Source organism: Arthrobacter sp. ok909, from assembly GCF_900104405.1.
Taxonomy (GTDB): domain Bacteria; phylum Actinomycetota; class Actinomycetes; order Actinomycetales; family Micrococcaceae; genus Arthrobacter; species Arthrobacter humicola.
Window position 1 is genome coordinate 15,259 of the sequence record NZ_FNJS01000011.1, and the last position, 21,104, is coordinate 36,362.

18 protein-coding genes are annotated in these 21,104 nt (G+C 62.0%); 6 read left to right on the plus strand and 12 right to left on the minus strand.

Features of this window, described 5'->3' with window-relative positions; genetic code table 11:
* Nucleotides 1-65: 65 nt before the first annotated feature.
* A complete protein-coding gene (locus BLR03_RS10780) occupies nt 66-1,322 on the plus strand; it encodes a cytochrome P450 (protein WP_175460494.1) in 1,257 nt (418 codons plus the stop codon).
* Between the two features lie 35 nt (nt 1,323-1,357).
* Nucleotides 1,358-2,863, plus strand: coding sequence for an aldehyde dehydrogenase family protein (locus BLR03_RS10785; protein WP_091252448.1), 1,506 nt, complete (start codon nt 1,358-1,360; stop codon nt 2,861-2,863).
* A 35-nt stretch (nt 2,864-2,898) separates the two neighbouring features.
* Here BLR03_RS10785 and BLR03_RS10790 read toward each other — a convergent pair whose 3' ends face one another.
* Nucleotides 2,899-3,549: a GntR family transcriptional regulator gene (locus BLR03_RS10790; RefSeq protein ID WP_175460495.1), complete on the minus strand. Its 651-nt coding sequence runs from the start codon at nt 3,547-3,549 to the stop codon at nt 2,899-2,901.
* A 172-nt stretch (nt 3,550-3,721) separates the two neighbouring features.
* On the opposite strand from BLR03_RS10790, the gene gabT reads away from it, so the two are divergent.
* Together gabT and BLR03_RS10800 are read left to right on the plus strand one after the other, a co-directional pair.
* Nucleotides 3,722-5,068 carry a 4-aminobutyrate--2-oxoglutarate transaminase gene (gene gabT, locus BLR03_RS10795; RefSeq protein WP_091252450.1) on the plus strand — a complete coding sequence of 449 codons (1,347 nt, stop codon included), beginning with the start codon at nt 3,722-3,724 and terminating at the stop codon, nt 5,066-5,068.
* A gap of 65 nt (nt 5,069-5,133) precedes the next feature.
* Nucleotides 5,134-6,657: an aldehyde dehydrogenase gene (locus BLR03_RS10800; protein ID WP_091252452.1), complete on the plus strand. Its 1,524-nt coding sequence runs from the start codon at nt 5,134-5,136 to the stop codon at nt 6,655-6,657.
* Nucleotides 6,658-7,721: 1,064 nt separating this feature from the next.
* Here the strand turns inward: BLR03_RS10800 and BLR03_RS10805 are convergent.
* From BLR03_RS10805 to BLR03_RS10835, 7 genes are all read right to left on the minus strand, one after another.
* A complete protein-coding gene (locus BLR03_RS10805) occupies nt 7,722-8,180 on the minus strand; it encodes a flavodoxin domain-containing protein (RefSeq protein WP_091252453.1) in 459 nt (152 codons plus the stop codon).
* A 27-nt stretch (nt 8,181-8,207) separates the two neighbouring features.
* Complete coding sequence (locus BLR03_RS10810; RefSeq protein ID WP_139184521.1) at nt 8,208-9,506, minus strand: FAD-dependent oxidoreductase; 1,299 nt, start codon at nt 9,504-9,506, stop codon at nt 8,208-8,210.
* Nucleotides 9,506-10,015, minus strand: coding sequence for an HtaA domain-containing protein (locus BLR03_RS10815; protein WP_175460496.1), 510 nt, complete (start codon nt 10,013-10,015; stop codon nt 9,506-9,508). Before BLR03_RS10815 ends, BLR03_RS10810 begins: the two co-directional genes overlap by 1 nt.
* Before the next feature lie 670 nt (nt 10,016-10,685).
* Entirely contained in the window at nt 10,686-11,426 is a 741-nt protein-coding gene (locus tag BLR03_RS10820; RefSeq protein WP_091252457.1) for a GntR family transcriptional regulator, read from the minus strand.
* 105 nt (nt 11,427-11,531) lie between these two features.
* Entirely contained in the window at nt 11,532-12,704 is a 1,173-nt protein-coding gene (locus tag BLR03_RS10825; protein ID WP_091252458.1) for a CaiB/BaiF CoA transferase family protein, read from the minus strand.
* On the minus strand, nt 12,705-13,586 hold the full coding sequence (locus BLR03_RS10830) for an HpcH/HpaI aldolase/citrate lyase family protein (protein WP_254788393.1): 882 nt from the start codon (nt 13,584-13,586) through the stop codon (nt 12,705-12,707).
* Complete coding sequence (locus BLR03_RS10835; RefSeq protein WP_091252459.1) at nt 13,583-14,149, minus strand: MaoC family dehydratase; 567 nt, start codon at nt 14,147-14,149, stop codon at nt 13,583-13,585. Before BLR03_RS10835 ends, BLR03_RS10830 begins: the two co-directional genes overlap by 4 nt.
* Nucleotides 14,150-14,377: 228 nt before the next feature.
* On the opposite strand from BLR03_RS10835, the gene BLR03_RS10840 reads away from it, so the two are divergent.
* Entirely contained in the window at nt 14,378-15,541 is a 1,164-nt protein-coding gene (locus BLR03_RS10840) for an acyl-CoA dehydrogenase family protein (protein WP_091252460.1), read from the plus strand.
* Nucleotides 15,542-16,344: 803 nt separating this feature from the next.
* Here the strand turns inward: BLR03_RS10840 and BLR03_RS10845 are convergent.
* From BLR03_RS10845 to BLR03_RS10855, 4 genes are all read right to left on the minus strand, one after another.
* Nucleotides 16,345-16,797 (minus strand): GlcG/HbpS family heme-binding protein, encoded by a 453-nt coding sequence (locus BLR03_RS10845; protein WP_091252461.1) that lies wholly within the window; start codon nt 16,795-16,797, stop codon nt 16,345-16,347.
* A gap of 283 nt (nt 16,798-17,080) precedes the next feature.
* Nucleotides 17,081-17,212 carry a hypothetical protein gene (locus tag BLR03_RS25205; protein ID WP_302846586.1) on the minus strand — a complete coding sequence of 44 codons (132 nt, stop codon included), beginning with the start codon at nt 17,210-17,212 and terminating at the stop codon, nt 17,081-17,083.
* 60 nt (nt 17,213-17,272) lie between these two features.
* The gene (locus BLR03_RS10850) at nt 17,273-17,968 is read right to left on the minus strand and encodes a gluconate 2-dehydrogenase subunit 3 family protein (RefSeq protein WP_091252637.1); all 696 of its coding nucleotides are present in this window, start codon (nt 17,966-17,968) and stop codon (nt 17,273-17,275) included.
* Between the two features lie 5 nt (nt 17,969-17,973).
* Complete coding sequence (locus BLR03_RS10855; RefSeq protein ID WP_091252462.1) at nt 17,974-19,677, minus strand: GMC family oxidoreductase; 1,704 nt, start codon at nt 19,675-19,677, stop codon at nt 17,974-17,976.
* A gap of 344 nt (nt 19,678-20,021) precedes the next feature.
* Here BLR03_RS10855 and BLR03_RS10860 point away from each other — a divergent pair, with 344 nt between their 5' ends.
* Entirely contained in the window at nt 20,022-21,062 is a 1,041-nt protein-coding gene (locus BLR03_RS10860; RefSeq protein ID WP_091252463.1) for a substrate-binding domain-containing protein, read from the plus strand.
* The last annotated feature ends 42 nt before the right edge of the window (nt 21,063-21,104 follow it).

The following is a 21,104-nucleotide window of genomic DNA, read 5'->3' on the forward strand; positions in this document are numbered from 1 at the left end:
CTAAGCTACCGTATACGGTATGCGCAAATACCTTAGATCTGGCCGCATCACCAAGGAGACGCATCATGAGCCAAACCCAAGTGCACAGCCACGACGCACTTTCTGACCATGCTTTCGAGGATGGGGTCCCGTACGAGTACTTCGACGCGGCCAGAAGAGAAGACCCTGTCCGCTGGATCGAGGAAGAAGACGGTCCGGGCTACTGGTCGGTGACCCGTTATGCCGACGTCGTCGCCGTCACACGCAATTTCCAGCAATTCTCGTCCGAGACGGGGGGAACCACCCGTGAAGACATCGGGCACGAGGACCTGCTGGCGCGGCAGACCCTGATCGATACCGATCCGCCCCTGCACACAGCGATGAGGCGAGTCCTGTCCCCCCGGTTCACTCCCGGCAACGTCCACAAGGAATGGGTTGGCTTTGTCGAAGAGCTGGTCCAGAAGACGCTTGATCAGGCGTTTTCGCGGCCCGGCTTCGACTGGGTGGCCGACGTGGCCGCAGTCATCCCGATGATTGTGCTCGGCGAGCTGCTCGGGGTTCCGACCGAGGACAGGGCCTACCTCAAGGCACTCGGGGATGAAATGATTGCAGGTGCGGACCCTGACCACGCTCCCCGCACGGCTGACTCCCCTGAAAACGTCAAGGAAAACAGCGGCTACCCGTTCTCCAGCCCCGCCGGCAGGGACATCTGGAAGTATGCGGATGCCCTGCGCGACCGCAGGGACGGCAACCTCGGCCACGACGTGTTCTCGCTGCTCATGACCGGGAACCTCAACGGGCGCAAGCTCACGACGCGCGAGCTGGACAATTTCTTCTCCCTCCTGGTGGTAGCCGGCAATGAGACCACCCGTATGGCGCTTTCCCATGGGCTCCTTGCTTTCGCCCAAAATCCGGACCAGTTCCGCCGCCTCAAGGAAGACCCATCCCTCCTCAACACCGCGGTTGAGGAAGTGCTCCGGTGGGCTACCCCAATCCATCATTTCCGCAGGACGGCGCTGGTTGACACCACGATCGGTGAAACGGCGATCAAGGCCGGGGACAAAGTCATCATCTGGTATGCGTCGGCGAACCGGGACGAGACTGTGTTCGATGCACCCTACACGTTCGATATTTCACGCAAGCCCAACCCGCATGTGGCGTTCGGCGGCGGGGGGCCCCACATCTGCCTGGGCAACAGCCTGGCGCGGCTGGAGCTGCAGATTGTTTTCCGCGAGCTTGCCAAACGGGTAGAGACGATTGAAATTGACGGCCAGGTGCACCGGCTTCGGTCCAACCTCACACACGGAATCAAGGAACTGCCGGTCCGTCTGACGTACGCCTGATCCAACAACACTCATTTGCCAATAAAGGGAAAGCCATGACATACGACGCAGTACTTCCGGCGGCCTCACACAGGATCTCCGCCGCAACCCATGCCTTCATCGAGCGGGCGCAGGGGCTTCGAATTGGCGCCGACACAGATCGTGAAGCCAAGTTAGGGGCCACCTTCCAGTCCATTAACCCGGCGACGGAGGAAGTGCTCGGCTCCATCGCTTCGGGCACGGCAGAGGATGTTGACTCCGCCGTGGACGCAGCCAGTGCAGCCCTGTCCTCAAAGGAATGGGGCGGCGTGAGCCCAGCGGCCCGCGCCCAGTTCCTGTTCGATCTGGCGGACGCCGTGGACGCCAACCGGGAGCAGCTGGCGGAATTGGAAACACTGGACATGGGTAAACCCATCTCCCAGGCACTGGACGATGTGGGCGGAGTGGCGGCCGTTTTCCGATACTACGGCGGCTGGCCCACCAAGCTCGAAGGTTCGATTAACCCCGTCCGCCAACCTTATTTCGGCATGACCCAGATAGAGCCTCTGGGTGTCTGCGGCGCCATCACGCCCTGGAATTTCCCGCTCGTGATGGCTTCGCACAAGATCGGCCCTGCCCTCGCCGCCGGCAACACGATGGTTATCAAGCCCGCCGAAGTCAGCAGCTACTCAACACTGCTTTTGGCCGACCTCGCCCGCCAGGTGGGCCTGCCCCCGGGAGTCCTCAACGTAGTTACCGGGCCCGGGCGCACCGTAGGGCAGGCGATTGTGGATCATCCCGACGTTGTAAAGATCTCCTTCACGGGGTCCACCCCTGTCGGCCGCCGGATCCTCGAAGCAGGCAGCCGGCAGATGAAGAAGGTCAGCGTCGAACTGGGCGGAAAGAGTGCGAACATCGTTTTTCCTGACGCTGACATCCAAGCGGCCGCCCGAGGTTCAGCGGAAGCCATGTGGGAAAACGCCGGCCAAGTGTGCGTGGCGCCCACCAGAATGTTTGTCCATGAGGACGTCTACGACGAACTCGTGGAGGCGCTGGCCCGGGAAACCAGGACCCTGCGGGTCGGTGACCCCCTGCACGCCGACACTGACGTGGGCCCGCTCGTCTCCAAAGACCAGTACATCTCAGTCCAGGAGTACATCAACATCGCACGTTCCGAACGAGCACACCTCAGCGTTGGAGGGCGGGCCTTGGACCAGGTGGGATACTTCGTCGAGCCGACCATCTTCACCGAGGTGAGGAACGACATGAGGATTGCCCAGGAAGAGGTCTTCGGCCCGGTTCTTTCCGTGCTCCGTTTCCGCACGGAAGAAGAAGCCATCAGGCTCGCGAACGATTCAGCCTATGACCTTGCGGCCGCCGTTTGGACCAGGGATGTCTCCAGAGCCCTTCGCATGAGCAAGGCACTCAAGGCCGGCACGGTGTGGGTCAACACTCACGGGCGGCTCGATCCCGCACAGAGCTTCGGAGGCTACAGCAAATCCGGAAACAGCCGTGAGCTCGGCCGTGAGAGTGTCCTTTCCTACACGAGGTCCAAAGCAGTCATGATCGACATGTCGGCCTAGACCCCCTTGGTGTAGCCCGGTCCTTCGGGGGCGGGCTACACGGTGTGGACTGCGTGCAGCCCGCGGCCGGCGAGAATGTGCTCATGGGCGACTTTGCTCGCCAATTCCGGATCGCCGGATTCGGCCGCCTCCACAATGGGGCGATGCAGCTCGGGGAAGTCAACGGAAGTACGGCTCTCCAGGATGTCGGCCCAGACATGCGCGGCCATAGCCGTCTGCCAAATCACGTCGAACATACTCAGGAGGTACTCATTGTCCAGTGCCTCCACAGTGCATCGGTGAATCGCCTTGTTGACCAGGAAGACCTCCATGGCGGTGGTCTGCGGGGCCGAGACCAGCTCCTCAAACGTTGACCTCACATACTGCGCCGCCGCGCCGCCGCGCCGCGCAACCTCCGCCAGGGCGAAGGGTTCGATAGCACCGCGGGCAGCGTACTGCTTGTCCAGCTCGGCATCAGTCAGCTTGCGCACAATGTAGCCACGGCGACCTCCGGGCTCGATCACCCGTTCCATCTCCAGGCGATGTAAGGCCTCGCGCACCGGCGTCCGGCTGATCCCCAAACGGGCTGCCAGATCGTCCATCAGCAACCTGGTGCCCGGACCAAGATCCTGCGTCAGGATGCCCTCAGCGATCTGCGCATAGGCAGCGTCAGCGAGCGTCTCACGAGCAAACTCAATTTTCTTCACGGTGTCCGCCACTTTCCTGTTTTTCACAGCCTACCGGCTATTGGCTTACATGGGATTTCCGTATACCGTATACCTTATTCGGGTAACTACCCACGCTCTTGCGTCCTCACCCGCTGACCCGTGAACGTCACGAACCACCAGCGAAAGATCCAATTACGAAGGAGGCGGCCCCATGACCGCACACATCACCGTCGGCGACACTGAGCTCATTCAGGAACGCAGGCTCGTCACCGGGATCCCGGGCCCCCGCTCGCGCGAAATTCTTCAGCGTAAGGAGTCGGCAGTCGCCCGGTCAGTCGGCCACACCTTGCCCATCGTCGCGGATGTGGCAGGTGGCGGAACGCTAGTGGACGTCGACGGTAACTCCTTCATTGACCTGGGCTCAGGGATAGCCGTCACCAGCGTCGGCAACTCAAACCCCCGCGTGGTTCGTGCGGTGCGCGATCAGCTCGACCGCTTCACGCACACGGCCTTCACCGTGGTGCCTTACGAGAGCTACATCGCGGTGGCAGAGAAGCTGAACCAGATCACCCCCGGAAAATTCACCAAACGCACCGCCCTGTTCAATTCGGGTTCGGAAGCGGTGGAAAACGCCGTCAAGATAGCCCGGCACGCTACAGGCCGCCAAGCCATCGTGGCGTTCGAACACTCATTCCACGGACGCACCAACCTCGCCATGGCCCTGACCGCTAAAAGCGCGCCCTACAAACAGGGATTCGGCCCGTTCGCCCCGGAGATCTACCGCGTTTCCGGATCCTACCCTTACCGCGATGGCGGACTCACCGGGCAGGAAGCTGCCCGCCGGGCGATCGAGCATATTGAAAACGAGCTCGGGTCCCAATCGGTTGCCGCCATCATCATCGAACCGATACAAGGAGAAGGCGGCTTCATCGTTCCCGCCGAAGGCTTCCTGCCAACACTGCGGGAATGGACGGAGCGCAACGGGATTGTGTTCATCGCAGATGAGATCCAGTCCGGCTTCGCCCGGACGGGAATGTGGTTCGCAGTTGACCACGAAGGCATTGTCCCCGACCTCATCACGATGGCCAAAGGTATAGCGGGCGGCCTTCCGCTTTCCGCAGTCACGGGGCGTGCTGAACTGATGGATGCTGCCCAGGTCGGTGGCCTCGGAGGCACATACGGCGGCAACCCGATCGCATGCGCAGCAGCGCTTGCCACCCTCGAATCCTACGAAGAAGACGGATTGCTCGAACGCGCCCGGCAGATCGGGGACATCCTGACTGATCGCTTCACCGCGCTGCAGGGGGCCGACCCCCGCATCGGCCAGGTGCGCGGACGGGGAGCGATGATTGCCATCGAGCTTGTCGACCCGGACACCCTGAGCCCCGATCCGGCACTGACGTCCAAGGTGGTCACGTACGCCCACCAAAACGGGGTCATCCTCCTCGCCTGCGGAACCTACGGAAACGTCATCCGGTTCCTTCCCCCGCTGACCATCGAGGATCAATTGCTCCACGAAGGAATCGGAATCGTCGCGGACGGATTGGCGCGTTCATAAACCATCGTCCGACCCGTCGGTTAACCCGGTCCGGTCTTTCCCGTTCAGCAAAGGATGAAACAGCCATGACAGCACAGAGCAGTGATTTGATCAGCCGTCTCGAAGATAGTGACGGCCTGACACAGTACGACCACTACATCGCGGGCGCCTTCACCGGACCCGAGGACGGGGAGTACTTCGATACGGTCAATCCGTACACCGGAGAGGTCTGGGCACGGATCGCCAAAGGCGGCCCGGACGACGTGTCCCGGGCAGTCGCTTCTGCTGCGGGGGCCTTCAAAAGCTGGAGCAGGACCAAGCCCCAGTACCGCGGCAAGTTGCTCATGGATCTGGCAGATCTCATCGAGGCCAACAGCGAACACCTTGCCCGCATTGAGGTCCGCGACAACGGAAAGCTCTACGCGGAGATGGCCGCACAGACCCGTTACATGGCCGGCTGGTACCGCTACTACGGTGGTCTGGCCGACAAAATCGAGGGTTCAGTCATCCCCAGCGACAAGCCCAACATCCTCAACTACACCCGGCTGGAGCCTCTCGGCCCGATCGCCATGATTACGCCGTGGAACTCTCCCCTGCTTCTTCTGGCGTGGAAACTGCCGGCGGCCTTGGCGGCAGGCAACACCGTGGTCATCAAACCCTCGGAATTCACCTCCGCGTCAACGCTGGAGTTCATGACACTCTTCGAAAAGGCGGGGTTCCCGCCCGGCGTGGTCAACACGGTCACGGGTTTCGGGCAGGACGTCGGGGCCCCGTTGGTCAGTCACCCGGATATTGTGAAGGTGGCCTTCACCGGTTCCGAGGCAGCCGGGCAGAAGATCTACGAGAACGCCGCGAGCCAGTTCAAGCATGTTTCGCTCGAATTGGGCGGAAAGTCCCCGAACATCGTCTTTGAGGACGCGGATCTGGATGCCGCTGCTGCCGGTGTTATTTCCGGCATCTTCGCAGCAACCGGTCAGACGTGCATTGCCGGCTCGAGGCTGTTGGTCCAGCGCTCCATTCACGACGATTTCGTCCGGCGGGTTGTGGCACTGGCCGAACAAGCCAAGATCGGGGACCCTATGCTGCCCGATACGCATGTGGGGCCCGTGACCACCCGTCCTCAGTTTGAGAAGGTGCTCGACTACATCGACATCGCCCGGCGCGAAGGGGCCACATGTGTTCTGGGGGGCGCCGCTTACACCGGGGAGGGCGCATCGGGGGGACAGTTCGTCCAGCCAACGATCTTTACGAACGTTCGCAATGAGATGCGCATCGCCCAGGAAGAAGTCTTCGGCCCTGTCCTAGCGGTCATCCCGTTCGACGACGAAGAGGACGCACTGTCCATTGCGAATGACATCAACTACGGCCTGGCCGCCGGAGTATGGACACGCGACATTGGCAGGGCTATCCGCCTCTCGGAAAACCTGCAGGCCGGCACAGTATGGGTCAACACCTACCGTGCGGTGAGCTTCACGTCCCCCTTCGGAGGATACAAGCGCAGCGGTCTGGGCAGGGAAAGCGGGATTGACGCCATGAAGGAGTACCTCCAGGTCAAGTCAGTCTGGATTTCCACGGCTCCGGATACGTCGAATCCGTTCGTCATCAAGTAGGCGTTGAGTGGAAAGGTCCGGGGAGTACTCCCCCGGACCTTTCTGCTGTCCCGGTACCGGATAAGGCCGGCGCGCGAAGGGCCTCCCGGTGCCTGTGAAACACCACAGGACGGGGGCCTCTGCATGGGCGCATTCCGGGTAACAAGGCGTCAGGACGGGGCCGGATACCCGTGACGGTGGGGGCCGGGGGCGGTCATCCTGGAAGTCCATAGCGGCGCGCCGACGGCCAACCGGAATCGCCGCTTCCGGTCGGGTGCCTGTTCTTCATCCGGCGGGCCTGAGAGGGTAATGCAACGCGGGAAGTCCCGATCGCCCTGTGGAGCACGTGCAGCGGGATAAGGATCTGCCCAGGCATGCAGTGCCGGCCGATCGGCAGCCGGTGGCTGCGTCCAGGGCCGAGTTCCGCAGCCTGGATGCGGGGAGAAGCCGGCGGCATGGGATCCCCGAATGAAACCGGGTCGTACCAACACCGGCCCCAGGAGCACCACCCGCATCGATCCGGCGTGCGCATCGCCCGCCGACCACGGCGCACTGACAGGGCCAGCCGCAGACCGGCAATATGTCCCCGCACGGCGTGATCACCATATCGGACGTGAACACAACATGGTTGCAGCGGCGTTGCCTCTGCTTCGACGGCAACGGGGTCCCGTGACGGCGCCCTTGTTGCGCGAACACGGCAGACCGCCGGCGTGCGCGAGCGGTGGCCGGAGCTGCCGGGAATGCTGAACAGGATCGGTTAGGCGGACCGGGCCCCTCCTGGAAACTGCCGCTTCGAACAACTGTTATCGGGCTGTCTGGTGACCGGAGCACCCCGGGCGGGGCGGTGGCAAACCCGGTCAGCGCCAGGGCCCATGCGCCCGGACCAAGCTCATGCCGGCCAATTTTCCAGAGACCCCCGCACGCGTCGGTGCCGGGAAACGGAGGTTGTCTTAGCCCGCGGCGCTCTGGCGGAACCCGGACCATGGCCGAGGAGTCAGGGTGTCACTGCAGGCATCGGCCGGAATGGGCAAGGCCCGGCTGGAACGGAGACTGTTTTTCTCCGGAGGTGCGGTGCGAGGCTTCATTCAGCGGACCGCGGACACGTCCTCGAGCACACCGGCGAACCAGGCTACTGCGCACTCGCCGACAGGCTCCCAGGTCGAGGCGTCGTAGCGGCCGATTTCCCCGACACGCTGCGCCCCCAGCTCCGTGAGTTTGTCGTCGAGTTTGGTGGCACCGTGTCCGTAGGTTTCCGTGTAGAACGTATCGCCAAGACCGAACATTGCATAACGCATGCCGGAGAGGTCCGGGCGGACGACCGAGAGGTCTGCATAGAAGGGCAGCGCCGTGTTAGGCAGGTCGCCCTCACCATAGGTGGAGCACAGAAAAACGTACATTGAATCATGCTGCAGTTCCGCAATTGAGAACGACGACAGGTCTTGTACTTCCACGTCCTGGCTGTCGTTCCTGACCGACTCAGCGAGATCTTCAGCCGCTACCTCTGCGTTGCCGGATTCCGTTCCGAAAAGAACTTGGATCTTCATCGTTTTCTCCTGTCTAGAATGCCTGAGTTAGTTTGCGCCCGGACCGGCGGTGGCCTGAACGAGCTTGTTGTGTGCGATGGCGACCATGTGTTCATGGCTGGGGAACTTTCGGCGGGAGCGGTCCTCCGGCGCGGCTTCCGTCTCTGCGGCGTCCACCCGCTTCCAGGCGGAATAATCGACAGCCCGCGCGCGGACTTCTAGAGGCAGACCACCGTAGCCGGGCTTTGTCTGTTGCTTGAGAGCATCCACGCCCGCGACGATCTCTTCCGCTACGGCCTTGGCACAGGATCTGTTTTCGGCGATCGTTCCGCGGGAACCCCGCTTGATCCAGCCCGTGCGGTACAGGCCCTGGTCTATGGCCCCGGATTCCAGGTTTGCCTTGAGCACGCCGAGTCCGTGCCAGTCACCGCCGTCGAAATCAAAACCGACGGCTGTTACCACTGAGTCGGCGTCCAGGCGCAGATTGTGCCGGTCGTCGTTGATGGAGCGCAGTTCCACGCTCCGGACGTGCCCGTCCCCGTTGATGCTCACGGGTGCCCAACCGAAGTGCAATGCCACCTCCACACGTGTTTCAGTGCCAGGGTCGATCTCGAGAAGCCCCTCAACGGCCTTGGCCCGCGCCACAGCGGTACGGGGGGCGCCCTCCGCTACGTCGATGGGGTCCGGGCATGAGAATCTCACGCCCCGTATGCGTCCGAGTTCGGCGAGCATTACCGGATCGGAGGGTGCGTTTGTGATTGTCGACCGGCAAATGAGGTCGATCCGGCCCGCAGGCGCGCGGACGTATTCAGCCAGGACGGCATCGTCGATGTCGCTGTTGACGAAATCTTCCGGCTGTTTGATGAGCATGCGCAGGACGTCGATGGACACGTTGCCGCCGCCGATAATGGCTACGGATTTCCCGAACTTGGGGAGTCCGGTCTGCTCAAGCGGGTGCGCGTTGAAGAGTCTTGTCAGGCGGCCCGCGCGGTACACCTCGGGCAGGTCTTCACCCGGGACCCCCACCGTGCGGTCCCCCGGCAGACCAGCAGCCAGCACGACGATGTGATGGCTGTTTCGGAGCTGGTCCAGGGAGATGTCCCTGCCGACCTCGATGTTCCCCGCGAAACGGACGTTGTCGCGCTCAAACAGCCGGGCAAACTGCGACTGAATCGATTTGGTGCTCTGATGATCCGGCGCGACGCCGTAGCGAACCAGCCCAAAGGGAGACGCAAGCCGGTCGTAAATTGTGATCTCCGACTGGGGAAGCGACCGCCGAAGGCTTTGGGCAATGTAGCAGCCGGAGGGCCCGCTTCCTACCACCGCGATCGAGAGTGGTGCATCCATCAGTGAGCTCCTTCCGTTAAGGCCATGCTGATGGCGGGGGCAGGCAGGAGCACGGTTGCAGGCGCCAACGGAGCGCCGGCCGGGTACTTGCCAAAGAACAGTTCCGAGCCCCGTTCGGTCAGCCGAAGGTCAAGGATCGCGAGGCCGACCTGCCCGTGATCAAGGGCCGCCGTGGCGAGCTCGATCCGCGTTCCCGCCGGGGCGGCGTCGTCCACGATGTACATGCGGACCATGTCCTGGGATACGTGCAAGCTCGGGTCAGCTATCCGAAGCGAAAGAACGCCCATATAGGCACGAAATTCAACGGAACCGCCGAAGCGCACGTTTTCGCCGCCGGACGATGTATCAAGTCTGGGGAAGTGGTAGTACCCGTCGTCATCGCGTGACGCGCCGCCCGAAACCGTAACGGTTCCGTCACCGGTCTGATTTCGGACGTAATTATCAAAGGATGCATCGATGCGCCATTGCAATGAGTCCGCACCCCCGGGGGCCCGCCTGAGTTTGATCACGTCAGCTCCTTCAAGTCCAATTCTGTTCACCAAGCGTATACCGGATACGAAATACCTACAAGGGTTGGTTAACGTGAATTGATCCGTCTGTTACTGGGGGTGCCGGACCTCGCGACGGCCGGGTGGAACCGCGTGGATTGGCTCGTTATTGGTCAGCTCGGGCCTCCCTGAGGGCCGCTTGGTATGTGGAATTGACACGAAGGGTTCTCCAGCCGGAGCTCCGGCGCATCCCGGGCGCCGTTGTCTCTGAGTCGGGGCAAGGCCGGAGCGGCACAACGCGTCGCCGGCCACCAAGAGCGGTGCTTAGCTATTCCTGGAGGCCACGTTAGCTCCGCTGAGAGGATCCGCGCCTATGCCCGGCGCGTTATTGGATTGGTCTCGGGCAGCCGCAGAGCGTCGCCCGGTTGAATTCACTGGTTCCGGCGGATCCAAGTCTGGAATGGATGGTTATACGGACCGTAGCGCGAATTCCGGGCCCGGCCGGGCGGCCAGCGGATCCCGATGGAGCGCGGCCGGGGGCATCGCAGACGTCCCGCAGAAGCCTTCTGTTACCGACCGCTCCCGCCAGCCTTGTGGTCGCAGGCGTTCGAGAATGCATGGAAGGGCTGGTTTTTGGGAGGCGTTCGGAATGGTCGAACTGTGCCCGTGTCAGGTGCCGTTGTGTCGTGCTCTAGCTTGCGGCATCCAAGGCGGCTGGTCCGGGTCTTTCCTTCGCGGGGTCTGCATCGGTTTCCGGAAGTGGTGCGGCGAGTTGTTCGTCGAAGTTGGCTGCGAGCAGTTCCCCTGAATGGATGATGTGCGCCACCATGGCTGCGCGTGTCTTTTCCCGGTCGCCGGTACGGATTCCCTCTAGCAGTTCCTCATGGTCGGTCACTGTTGCCTGGGGCCAGCCCGGGATGGAGGAGTAGAACTGCCTCGGGACATACCGGGTGACCAGGCCCAGCATCCAGACGATCTTCCGGGAACCGGCCATCAGGTTGATCTCGCGGTGGAAGGCGTGGTTCTTCTCTTCGAGCCGATCGTGGTCATTCCGGGCGGCGGCCGCGATGAGCTCGTGGTGCAGGGCCTCGAGTTCGGCCACATCCTGCTCGCTCGCGTTGGCGGCGGCGCGGGCGGCCAGTTCCCCACCGATGAGGGCCTGGACCTGGAAAAGATCCCGGATGTCCTGTCCGGTAAGAGGCGCCACAACGAACCCGCGCCGTGGCACGAGTTCCAGGAAGCCCTCGACCCGCAGGGCCTGCAGCGCCTCGCGCGCCGGCGTGGTGGAGATGCCAAGGTCCTCACCGATGGTCTCTGGCCGGACGAGGGTACCGGGCCGCAGTTCGCCTGACATGATGAGGCCACGGATGTAGGCGGTTGCTTTCTCGCTCAGTTGCGGGCGTGCGCTGCTGCGGGGGCTGCGGCTGGTCATGGTCTGTGGACTCTTTCTGATCATTTTCCCCACCTAACATACGGCATCAGCCACGGCCGGCCTGGAGTACGGGCCCGCCGTGGCTGATGGGCCATCATGGGAGATTCAGTTGGTGGTTTCGGGCGGGGCCAGGGCGGATGCGTCCAGCCCCAGTTCGGCCAGGATCTTTTCAGTGTGCTGGCCGATCTCCGGCACTGGACCCATCCTCACGTCCGCCTCGCGGGAAGTAACCGGGGGGAGCAGGCTGCGCAGCGGTCCGACGGGCGATTCAACGTCCCGCCAGCGGTTGCGCTCAGCCAGCTGCGGATGAGCGGCGAACCCGTGCATGTCCCGCAACTGGGCATTGGCGATGCCCGCGGCGTCGAGACGGGACACGACCTCGGCTGCCGGAAGACGGCCCAGAACTGCGTTGATGGCATCGTGCAGCGCCGGACGGTTGTCCACGCGCAGCGCGTTGCCTGCGAATCGGCCGTCCTGCGCCAGACCGGGCTGCTGCAGCACGTCCGTGCAGAACTTGGCCCATTCGCGCTCGTTCTGGATGCCGAAGAACACGGTGGCGTCGGCGGCGCCGAACGGTCCGTAGGGTGCAATGCTCGCGTGCTGGGCGCCGCTACGGGCCGGCGGAGCCCCGCCGTATTGGGCGTAGAAGTAGGGCTGGGCCATCCATTCGCCCAGCGCCTCGAGCATGGAGATTTCCAGGACGTCGCCCCGGCCAGTCGTGGCACGCTGCAGCAATGAAGTCAGGATGCCGGAGTAGGCGTACATGCCGGCCGAGATGTCGGCGATGGACACTCCCACCTTGGCGGGGGACTCCGGGGTGCCGGTGACGCTCAGCAGCCCGGCCTCGCACTGAACCAGGAGATCGTAGGCCTTCTTCTGTTCGTAGGAACCGCCGCGGCCGTAGCCGGAGATCGAGGCATGGATCAGCCGCGGGTTCAGGGCCAGCGCCTCGTCCGGCCCAAGGCCCAGGCGTTCGATGGCGCCGGGAGCAAGGTTCTGGACAAGTACGTCCGCCCCGGACACGAGCTTGCGCAGGACCGCCATTCCCTCTGCCGATTTCAGATCCAGGACAATGGATTCCTTGGACCGGTTCAGCCAGACGAAGTAGCTGGCCATGCCGTGGACCTTGGTGTCGTAGCCGCGGGCGAAGTCCCCCGTGTCCCGTTCGACCTTGATCACGCGGGCGCCCAGATCGGCGAGCTGGCGGGTGGCGAACGGGGCCGCGACGGCCTGTTCCAGGGAGACGACGGTGATGCCCTCCAATGGTAGACGGCCCATTTACTGCTCCTTCCCTGCGCGCTGCAGGATACGTTTTGCCCGCTCGGTAACGGGCAGGTCGATCATTTGGCCGTCTATCTGGGCGGCGCCGCCTTCAGCGCCGATCACCGACAGGGCCCACTCGACATCCGCCTGCGACGGGGCGAATGCCCCGTGCACGGCGGCGAGCTGGGCAGGATGGATGCAGAGTTTGCCGCCGAAGCCGAAGTTACGGGCGAGGCGGGCCGAATCAGCCACCCTGCCGGCGTCCCTGATCTCGGTGGACGGCGAATCCAGCGGCGCGGCGATGCCTGCCGCGCGGGAGGCCAGGACCAGGTGCGCCCGGGTATGGTCCAGGAACCGGTCCCCGCCGTCGGCGTTGATGTCCAGCGCGAAGTCGATGGCGCCGAAGGCCAGCCGCGTCACGCCCGGCACCCGGGCCAGTTCCAGCGCGTTCACCACGCCGGCCGCTGACTCCACGAGTGGGACCAGGGCCAGGCGTTTGGGCATATCCATGCGCAGCCGGCGCAGTGCACCGGCGTCTTCAGCCTTGGGCACCACGATGCCGAGCAGACCGGACCCCGGCGTTGCGGCGGAGAGTAACGCGGTGATTTCGGCGTCGTGCCGGCGCGAACCAACCGGGTTCACGCGCACCAGGGCGCGCACGGGGCTCCCGAGGCACGGAACCAGAGCCTCCAGCGCCGCGGCCAGCGCTGCTTCCTTGGCGTCCGGCGCGACGGCGTCCTCCAGATCGATGATGACCACGCCGGCACCCGCGGCTGCGGCTTTCATGAACCGCTCGGGCCGGTCCCCGGGGACAAAAAGGGCGGTGACAGCCTCTGCCACAGCCCGCGCACCGGCCGTGATGCCCGCTGCCGCGAGGTTGCCTGCCGGGGCTGTCACCGAAAATCGCCGATAAGCGGCAGGCTGGACTCGTCAGGTCGCGCAGCTTCCACGCTGGGCAGGTGACCCTGGCGGTACACCATGAACGTGCGGCGGTAGCTGATGACGATTTTGCCATCCTGGTTAAAGCCCTCGGTGGCGACAGTGACCAGGCCGAGGTTGGGGCGGGACTTCGATTCCCGCTTGTCCAGTACCTTGGACCGCGAATAGATCGTGTCGCCTTCATAGACCGCGTTAGGCATGCGGACCTCGTCCCAGCCCATGTTCGCGAAGACGTTCATGGACAGGTCGATGGTGGACTGGCCAGTGACCAGCGCAAGCGTGAAGGTGGAATTGACCAGCGGCAGACCGAACTCGGTGCCCTTGGCGAAATTACGGTCCACATGGGTCTTGGCCACGTTTTGCGTCATCAGCGTAAAGCTCTGGTTGTCCGCCTGGGTCACCGTCTTGCCAAACGGATGGTAGTAGATATCCCCCGGGGCGAAGTCTTCGAACAAGCGGCCGGTCCAGCCCGGTACCACGCGATTTTCGGACGTCCCTGGCTGAGTTATTTCTTCGGTCATCGATGATCTCCTTGGCTTCCGCTGCATCCTCCGCGCCAATTGCTGCGGACTGCCGAAAGCTAATATATTGATTGTCCCAAGCGATTATGCCCAAAAAACGCCTGAAACGTCAAGCATTTGAGAGTTGGAAGGATGCGCAGGAACCCCTTGCCAGCTCCCAATATATTGGAGTAAGGTCAGCTGCCATGGGTGACGGAGATTCGCCCGGATCGATTTCAAGGAGCGACGATGCAAACCCTGGCCACCGGACTGGAACAACTTCGCGAGCAGACCCGCCTCTTCTGTGCAGGTTTTCCCGATGAATACTGGCGCGAGACGGACCACAACCGCCGCTACCCGCAGGAGTTCGTTGACACTCTGACGGAATCCGGCCTCCTCGGCGCCCTTATTCCCACCGAGTACGGGGGCCTGGGCCTGGGCCTGACCGAAGCAAGTGTCATCATGGAGGAAATCAACAAGTCCGGCGGCCACTCGGCAGCCTGCCACGCGCAGATGTACACGATGGGCGCCCTGCTTCGCCACGGCAATGACGCGCAGAAGCAGGAGTACCTGCCGCAAATCGCCGCCGGCAAGCTGCGGCTGCAGGCATTCTCCATCACCGAAGACAAAGCCGGCTCGGACACCACCAGCATCGAGACGGCCGCCGTGCTCGACGGCGACGACTTTGTCATCACCGGGCACAAGAGCTGGACCAGCCGCATCGAGGAGTCCGATCTGGCCTTCGTCCTTGCCCGCACGGCTGCGAAAAACGGGAACAAGACCGAGGGGATCACCCTGTTTCTGGTGGACCTGCGCCAAGTCCGTGCAGAACAGCCCGACACACTCAAGGTGACCAAGGTCCGCACCATGTTCAACTACGCCACCAACCAAGTCCACTACCAAGGCATGCGAGTGCCGGCCTCCGCGGTCATCGGCGAGGTAGGCCAGGGCTTCCGCTACGTCATCGACGGTTGGAACGCCGAACGCATCCTGCTCGCTTCCGAAGCCATCGGCGATGGCTACTGGTTCACCCGGCGCGGTGTGGACTACGCCAACAGCCGTGAAGTCTTCGGCCGGAAGATCGGAACCAATCAGGGCGTGCAGTTCCCCATCACCGATGCCTACATGAAAGTCCGCGCCGCAGACATGATGAGATACGAGGCCGCGCGACTCTTCGACGCCGGCGAGCCCTGCGGCGCCGAAGCCAACATGGCCAAGCACCTGGCCTCGGAGGCAAGCTGGGCCGCGGCAAACGCCTGCCTGGACACCCACGGCGGCTACGGCTTCGTCGACGAATACGACGTTGAACGAAAGTTCCGCGAAACCCGCATGTTTCAGGTAGCCCCGGTCAACAACAACATGATCAAGAGCTTCATCGCCACGAAGGTCCTCGGCCTCCCCCGCTCGTACTAAGGATTCCGAGGGAATGGTCCCGACAAACGTTCGCAAGCAGCCAGCACCCGGGGTACGGGGCTGACATCCGGATGTCACCAAACCGCATAAGGAGACGCCAATGGCGCGCAACCCAGGTACGCTCCCTCTGAACGGCAATACATATCCGTTTTCGCCGACCTTCACCGTGGTAAGCGTCGGTTCGACAGCGGTGCGCGCCATCGTCAGCGGCGCAGACAAGGTGGCGTTACGAAAGCGTGTACGCGCTCTCTCGCGCAAGCACTCTGCACCCACGACGTACCCGGCCTCATCCGAGTGGTCCCGACGCACGATTCACTTCTGGTGGAATTCGATCCATCCCTTATTGAAGCTCCCACGCTTAAACGGTTGGTCAGATTAGGCGATGCTTCAGCTTCGGGGCAGTGAAGATGGCTAGCCGCGCGCCGACCCACTTGTGAGCGGACTGGCAAGTCCGTCATTGCCCGATTCTGTAAGTCATTTCCCGCAGGCCGATAGCGGAGATTATGACAAGGCGGCCGGAGACAAGAAGTCAGGCGGTGACTAACGCCGGGAATCAGGAGAGCGGATCAGTGCAGGATCGGTCGTCCGGCCCGCGGTACGATGGGGCAATCACCGACGGTCTGGACGATCCCGCAGCGCCTCGGAGCCGGTGTGCGGCGCGGGCGTCACAGTTTGCCGGGCGCTGCTGTTCTAGCTAGCGGCGCAACTCTGCCAAAGGCCTCTCGGTTCAAGTTCTGCGACCGTCAAAAACCCTTGGTCGCTAAGGTTGCTTTTCAAATTTCATGAACGAGGGCTTTCTTCCATCATGAGATAGAGCGTTCGACTACCAGAGCATTGAGAATGGCGGCTACGGCAGCTTCCGCAATCGCGCGGTCTTCGGCCATATTGCTCTTGCCGGAGACGCCCACGGCTCCGATGAACTCGTCGTTATGATAAATCGGCACGCCCCCGCCTAGAACGACGAGGCCCGCCACTTGGCCCAGATTGTGCACCAGCCACGGCTCGTCTTTGGCCATCTCCCAGAATTCGTGCGTCGCGAGGCCATTGCCGGCAACCGAATAGGCCTTGTCCTGGGCAACTTGCGAGGATTGGAATGGCGCACCGTCCATGCGGTCGAAGGAGATCAGATGACCTCCGTTGTCCAACACTGCGATGCAGGTCAGACAGTTCATGGCACGTGATTCTTCAATTGCGCGTTCAACGCCCACACGCGCAAGTTCGTGCGTCACCGTGCGCCTAACGAGAAGCTCTGACATGGTTATTGTCCTTCTTTCGTGTACAGGCTGCTAGCCGGTCTAAGCCGCCGGCAGTTTGTCGAAGCAGCGATTGCTGACAGCGGCCCTTGGGTCACCGTCGTAGTTCTGAGTTCGCCTTCCCCAAGCGGCTGAAGACGGGCTTGGTAGTCCTGCCAAGCCCAAGCTGTCGGGGAGGGGTAGATCTCTGCCGCATCTGAAAACGATGCCGACGCCTACAACGATGAAGCGATGGGCGAACCAGTGCCCCTGCAGCCCCTGTATGAACGCGGTCTGGCCAGGAGTGCTAACCCCAGGACTGCTCGCTCATGTGGCGTGCCACAACCTCAAGAACCGGGTGCGAAGGAGGCCGTGAGAGCGCGAACATCACGGCTTCAGCGACGTCCTCGGAATCCATCATGTTCTGCGGTTCGGGCATGCCCGGATTACGCATTCCGCGTGATCATGGCAACTTCACCCACCAGATCTGGTTTTCGGCTCATTCCGTCTCCCTTAGTTGAGGGATCAGATCGGCCCAGTCGTAATCGTCCTCGAAGTATTCCTTCACGCTGAACGTACCGTCTTGGGTATCCTTAAGTGACTTGGGTCCCGGGAAGCCAATGAACTCCCACCCCTGGCGATTGTCATTTCCACCGTAAATCGGGTCGCTGTAAAATCCTTGGGTCGTGTGTACGATCAACGTCTGAAAAAAGTTCAGCCTGTCATCGAACCGGTAGACGAGAGCGGTGCCCGCTTCACTCTCAGGGGCTGAGAGTGACAGTTGCCGGGGTTTCGGGCTCCCCGACAGTAGCTCCAGAATGTTGTCCTGGTCACCTTCGGACAGACTGAGGAAAGTCGTCCGTCTTAGCTCGCCGGCCAGTCGATCGAGGGTAAGAACACCGTCACGGTAGGTCCTCTGAAGCTCCGTGATCCGAGCCCGCCACACGTCGGCGTACTTGCCGTTCAACTCCAGAAAGCCGCTTCCGTCCGCGGCAGCGAAGATGTACTTGGTACCGGAGATGTATCGATCGATAAACCTCACGACCTTCGCCTCGCGAGCACCGGCGTATTCATCCGTAGGGATGATCCGTGCGGTCGCTGCCTCGACCGTCAGCCATTCATGCTCTGTGAAGAAGAGCCTTTGGTCTCCCTGAACGTCCAACTCGTTCAGTGGGGCCACTCTCCATGAATCCATGCCCGTCACAGTGCGCTCCTCTTCTTTCTGGGATCTGATCGCAAAGGCTCGAGTGTGATGTGCCCTTCTCCACCTTTGGCGTAAACCTCTGCGATGTACTCGGCGCATCGCCAGGCGTTCGCCATGATCGTCAACGTCGGATTCACGCCGGTTGCCGTCGGGAAGGAGGAGCCGTCAAGAACAAACAGGTTATTGACGTCGTGTGCCTGGCACCATTCATTCAGTACGGTGGTGCTCGGGTCCGTCCCCATTCGGGCCGTCCCGTGCTGGTGACACGTGTTTCCCGTCGATCGCCCGGCCTCCATATACGTGGGAAACGTCTTTCGCGCTCCCGCCGCCATCAGGATTTCCGCGTTCTTGTCGACTTGCCACTTTGCAAGTTTCAGGTCATTGGGATGGGACTTGTGGGTGATCCTCGCCGCCGGCAAGCCCCAAGCGTCCTTGACGTCCGGGTCGAGGTCGACCCTGTTGGACTCGACCGGCATGTCATGAAGTGTGTGGCCGATCTTCATTGCGTGGTTGTAATACTTAAGGTCCGCGTCCTTGGCCGCGCTACCCCAGGTCGGTCTGGACGGAAACTCCCAATTGATGGCGTGGCACATGTGGGAAGCACCGATGAGCGCTCCGCCGATGTGGCCTCGGTTCTCGTCGGTCTCGTAGAACTCGAACGACCCCCCGCTGATGTAATTGCCAGCGAATCCGTACAGCGGTTCATCACTGTCGAACAGCCCCGTCGAGAAAAGGTACTCGTGGAAAGTCGCGTTGCGTCCGACCTGGCCGCTGCCGTTGGCGATTCCTTCAGGGAACAAGGACGATTTGGACATCAGCATCAACCGGGCTGACTCGATGGCCCCGAGAGTCAAGATGACGAGTTTTGCCTCTTGCTCGACCTCACGTCCCTCCGAATCGATGTACACCACCCCCTTGGCTCGACCGTTGGGATGTACCGTCACTTCCCGCACGTAACATTCCGCCCGTAGTTCGAAGTTCCCAGTAGCCATCGCTTCTGGGATGAAGCTGGTGAGGGTGGTGGATTTCGTGGTGCTCGGGTCGCCGTACCCGTTCCAAAAGCTTGTCCAGTTCCACGGATCTCTTCCCTTGTGAGGGGTAGTTACCATTGCCTGGGGAATCGGCATGGCGTTGATGCCCAGCTTCTCGCAGGCTTGGTAGAACTTCTTTCCGTAGCGCGTGGGTGGTAGTGGGGGGCTGGGGTACCGTGTGCTGCGCGGGGGCTCGTACTTGTTCGCCCCGTCCAATCCGGTGCAGCCGAATTCCCATTCGACCTTGCTGAGGTAGGGCTCGAGGTGCTCGTATCGAATTGGCCAGTCGGCCAGACTTGCGCCTTCGAGATCGCCGTGTAGTGACCGCATGAGGAAATCCGACTCGCTGGGCCTCGGGAACCATCCGGCCCAGTGGACAGTTCCGCCGCCGACCATTTGTGGGGTCATCGAGAACGGGATCTCTTCGGCCTGCGAATTTTCGTCCATTCGCACTGTGCGGGGATTCAGACGAGCGTCAGACCAGAGGTAGGGCCGGTTGAGGAACTTGAGCTCGTCCCCGGAGAAATTGTGGGGTTTTAGCCAAGGGCCGCGCTCTAAGCCGACGACCTTAAGCCCTGCTTCGCTCAAGACTTTGGCGGCTGTGCCTCCCGCTGCACCTAGTCCGACGATAAGCACGTCGACTGATTCTGGCTTCCCTGAATGCGTCATTTGCTACTTCCCTCCTTGGAATTGGCAACCTGGCACTTCGTCGATCGAAAGACTTTTTGTCGGATTCTGCGTCCGAATGCCGGACTGACCCAATCGTCGTGCTGTTAGACGAGAGTCATGTTAACGCCAACACGTGGTCGGCGTCAATGATCTTATATGCCCCAGAAATCTTTAGAATTTTGCTTGCAAATTTCCATGTTGCCGTTAACATCGAAACAGTCAACAACGCGGCACAGAGGTCATCCAGAGAGGCCTTTGCCGTTCTGCATCTTTCCCATAAACCACCCTTGCCGGCTACGGAGCCGATTCTGCTACCGCAGCCGGCGCCACGTGAGGAGCCCGGAATGTTTACAAGACGAGCAGGTCTGGTCGCGCTTGGCAGCGCAGCGCTGCTGCTAACCGGCTGCGGCACTACGGAAAGCGGAACCGCCGCAAAGAGGGTAGGAGGCGATGACGGCAAGATCACGATCGGGTGGTCCGTCGCCCTCTTCAACCACCCCTTCTATCAAAAGATGATGAAAGGCGCCCAGGCGGCTGCCGCTGAGCAAGGCATCGAGCTGTTGATGGTCGACGGCAAAGGTGATCCGGCCATCCAGTCCGACCAGCTGAACAACTTCATCGCTCAGAAGGTGGACGGCATCATCCTCTCCGCCGCGATTTCCGACCCGATGATTCCGGCGATCAAAGCCGTCAATGACGCTAAAATCCCCTTCGAGGTACTCGACCGCCGGATCGCGACACAGGGAAGCGGCATCACCTGGGATGTTCTCGTAAGTTGGGACATGGTCAAGTCCGGTGCAATCGGCGGAGAGCAGATCGTAAAGGCGCTGGGCGGCAAGGGCAAGATCGCCGTTGTGGAAGGATCTGCCGGTGCAGGCTCGACCATCGACCGGGGGGAAGGCTTCTACGGTGTGCTCAAAAAGAACCCGGGCATGGAGGTCGTATACAAGGGCGACGGCAACTTCACGCGCACCGACGGGCAGAGGGTTACCGAAGCCATCCTCCAGCGGTTCCCCGTCGGCCAACTCGACGGGATTTACTTCATGGCAGACGACATGGCTTACGGCGGATTGCAGGCGATCAAGAGCGCCGGCAGACTCGGTGAGTTCCCCATAGTCTCCGTGGACGGTCAGAAAGAGGCAATGGACATCATGCGCGCTGGAGAGACCCAGTACGAGGCAATGGCCTTTCCTCAGGACTCGGGCTACATCGGTGTGACGGTACTGTCGAAAATGCTTAAGGGCGAGGACCCGGACCTGGCGAAGCAGGAATACGAGGGTCGTAAAGCGGGCTTTCTTCAATTCGAAGGTATGCCGTGGGTTCGCCCCGACGTCTATCCGGTGGACAAGAGCAACATGAAAGACCCAGAATTCCTCGGCTGGTAATCGCTGAGCCAACACCTCGTTGTTCTCCGGGTTCCCATTAAG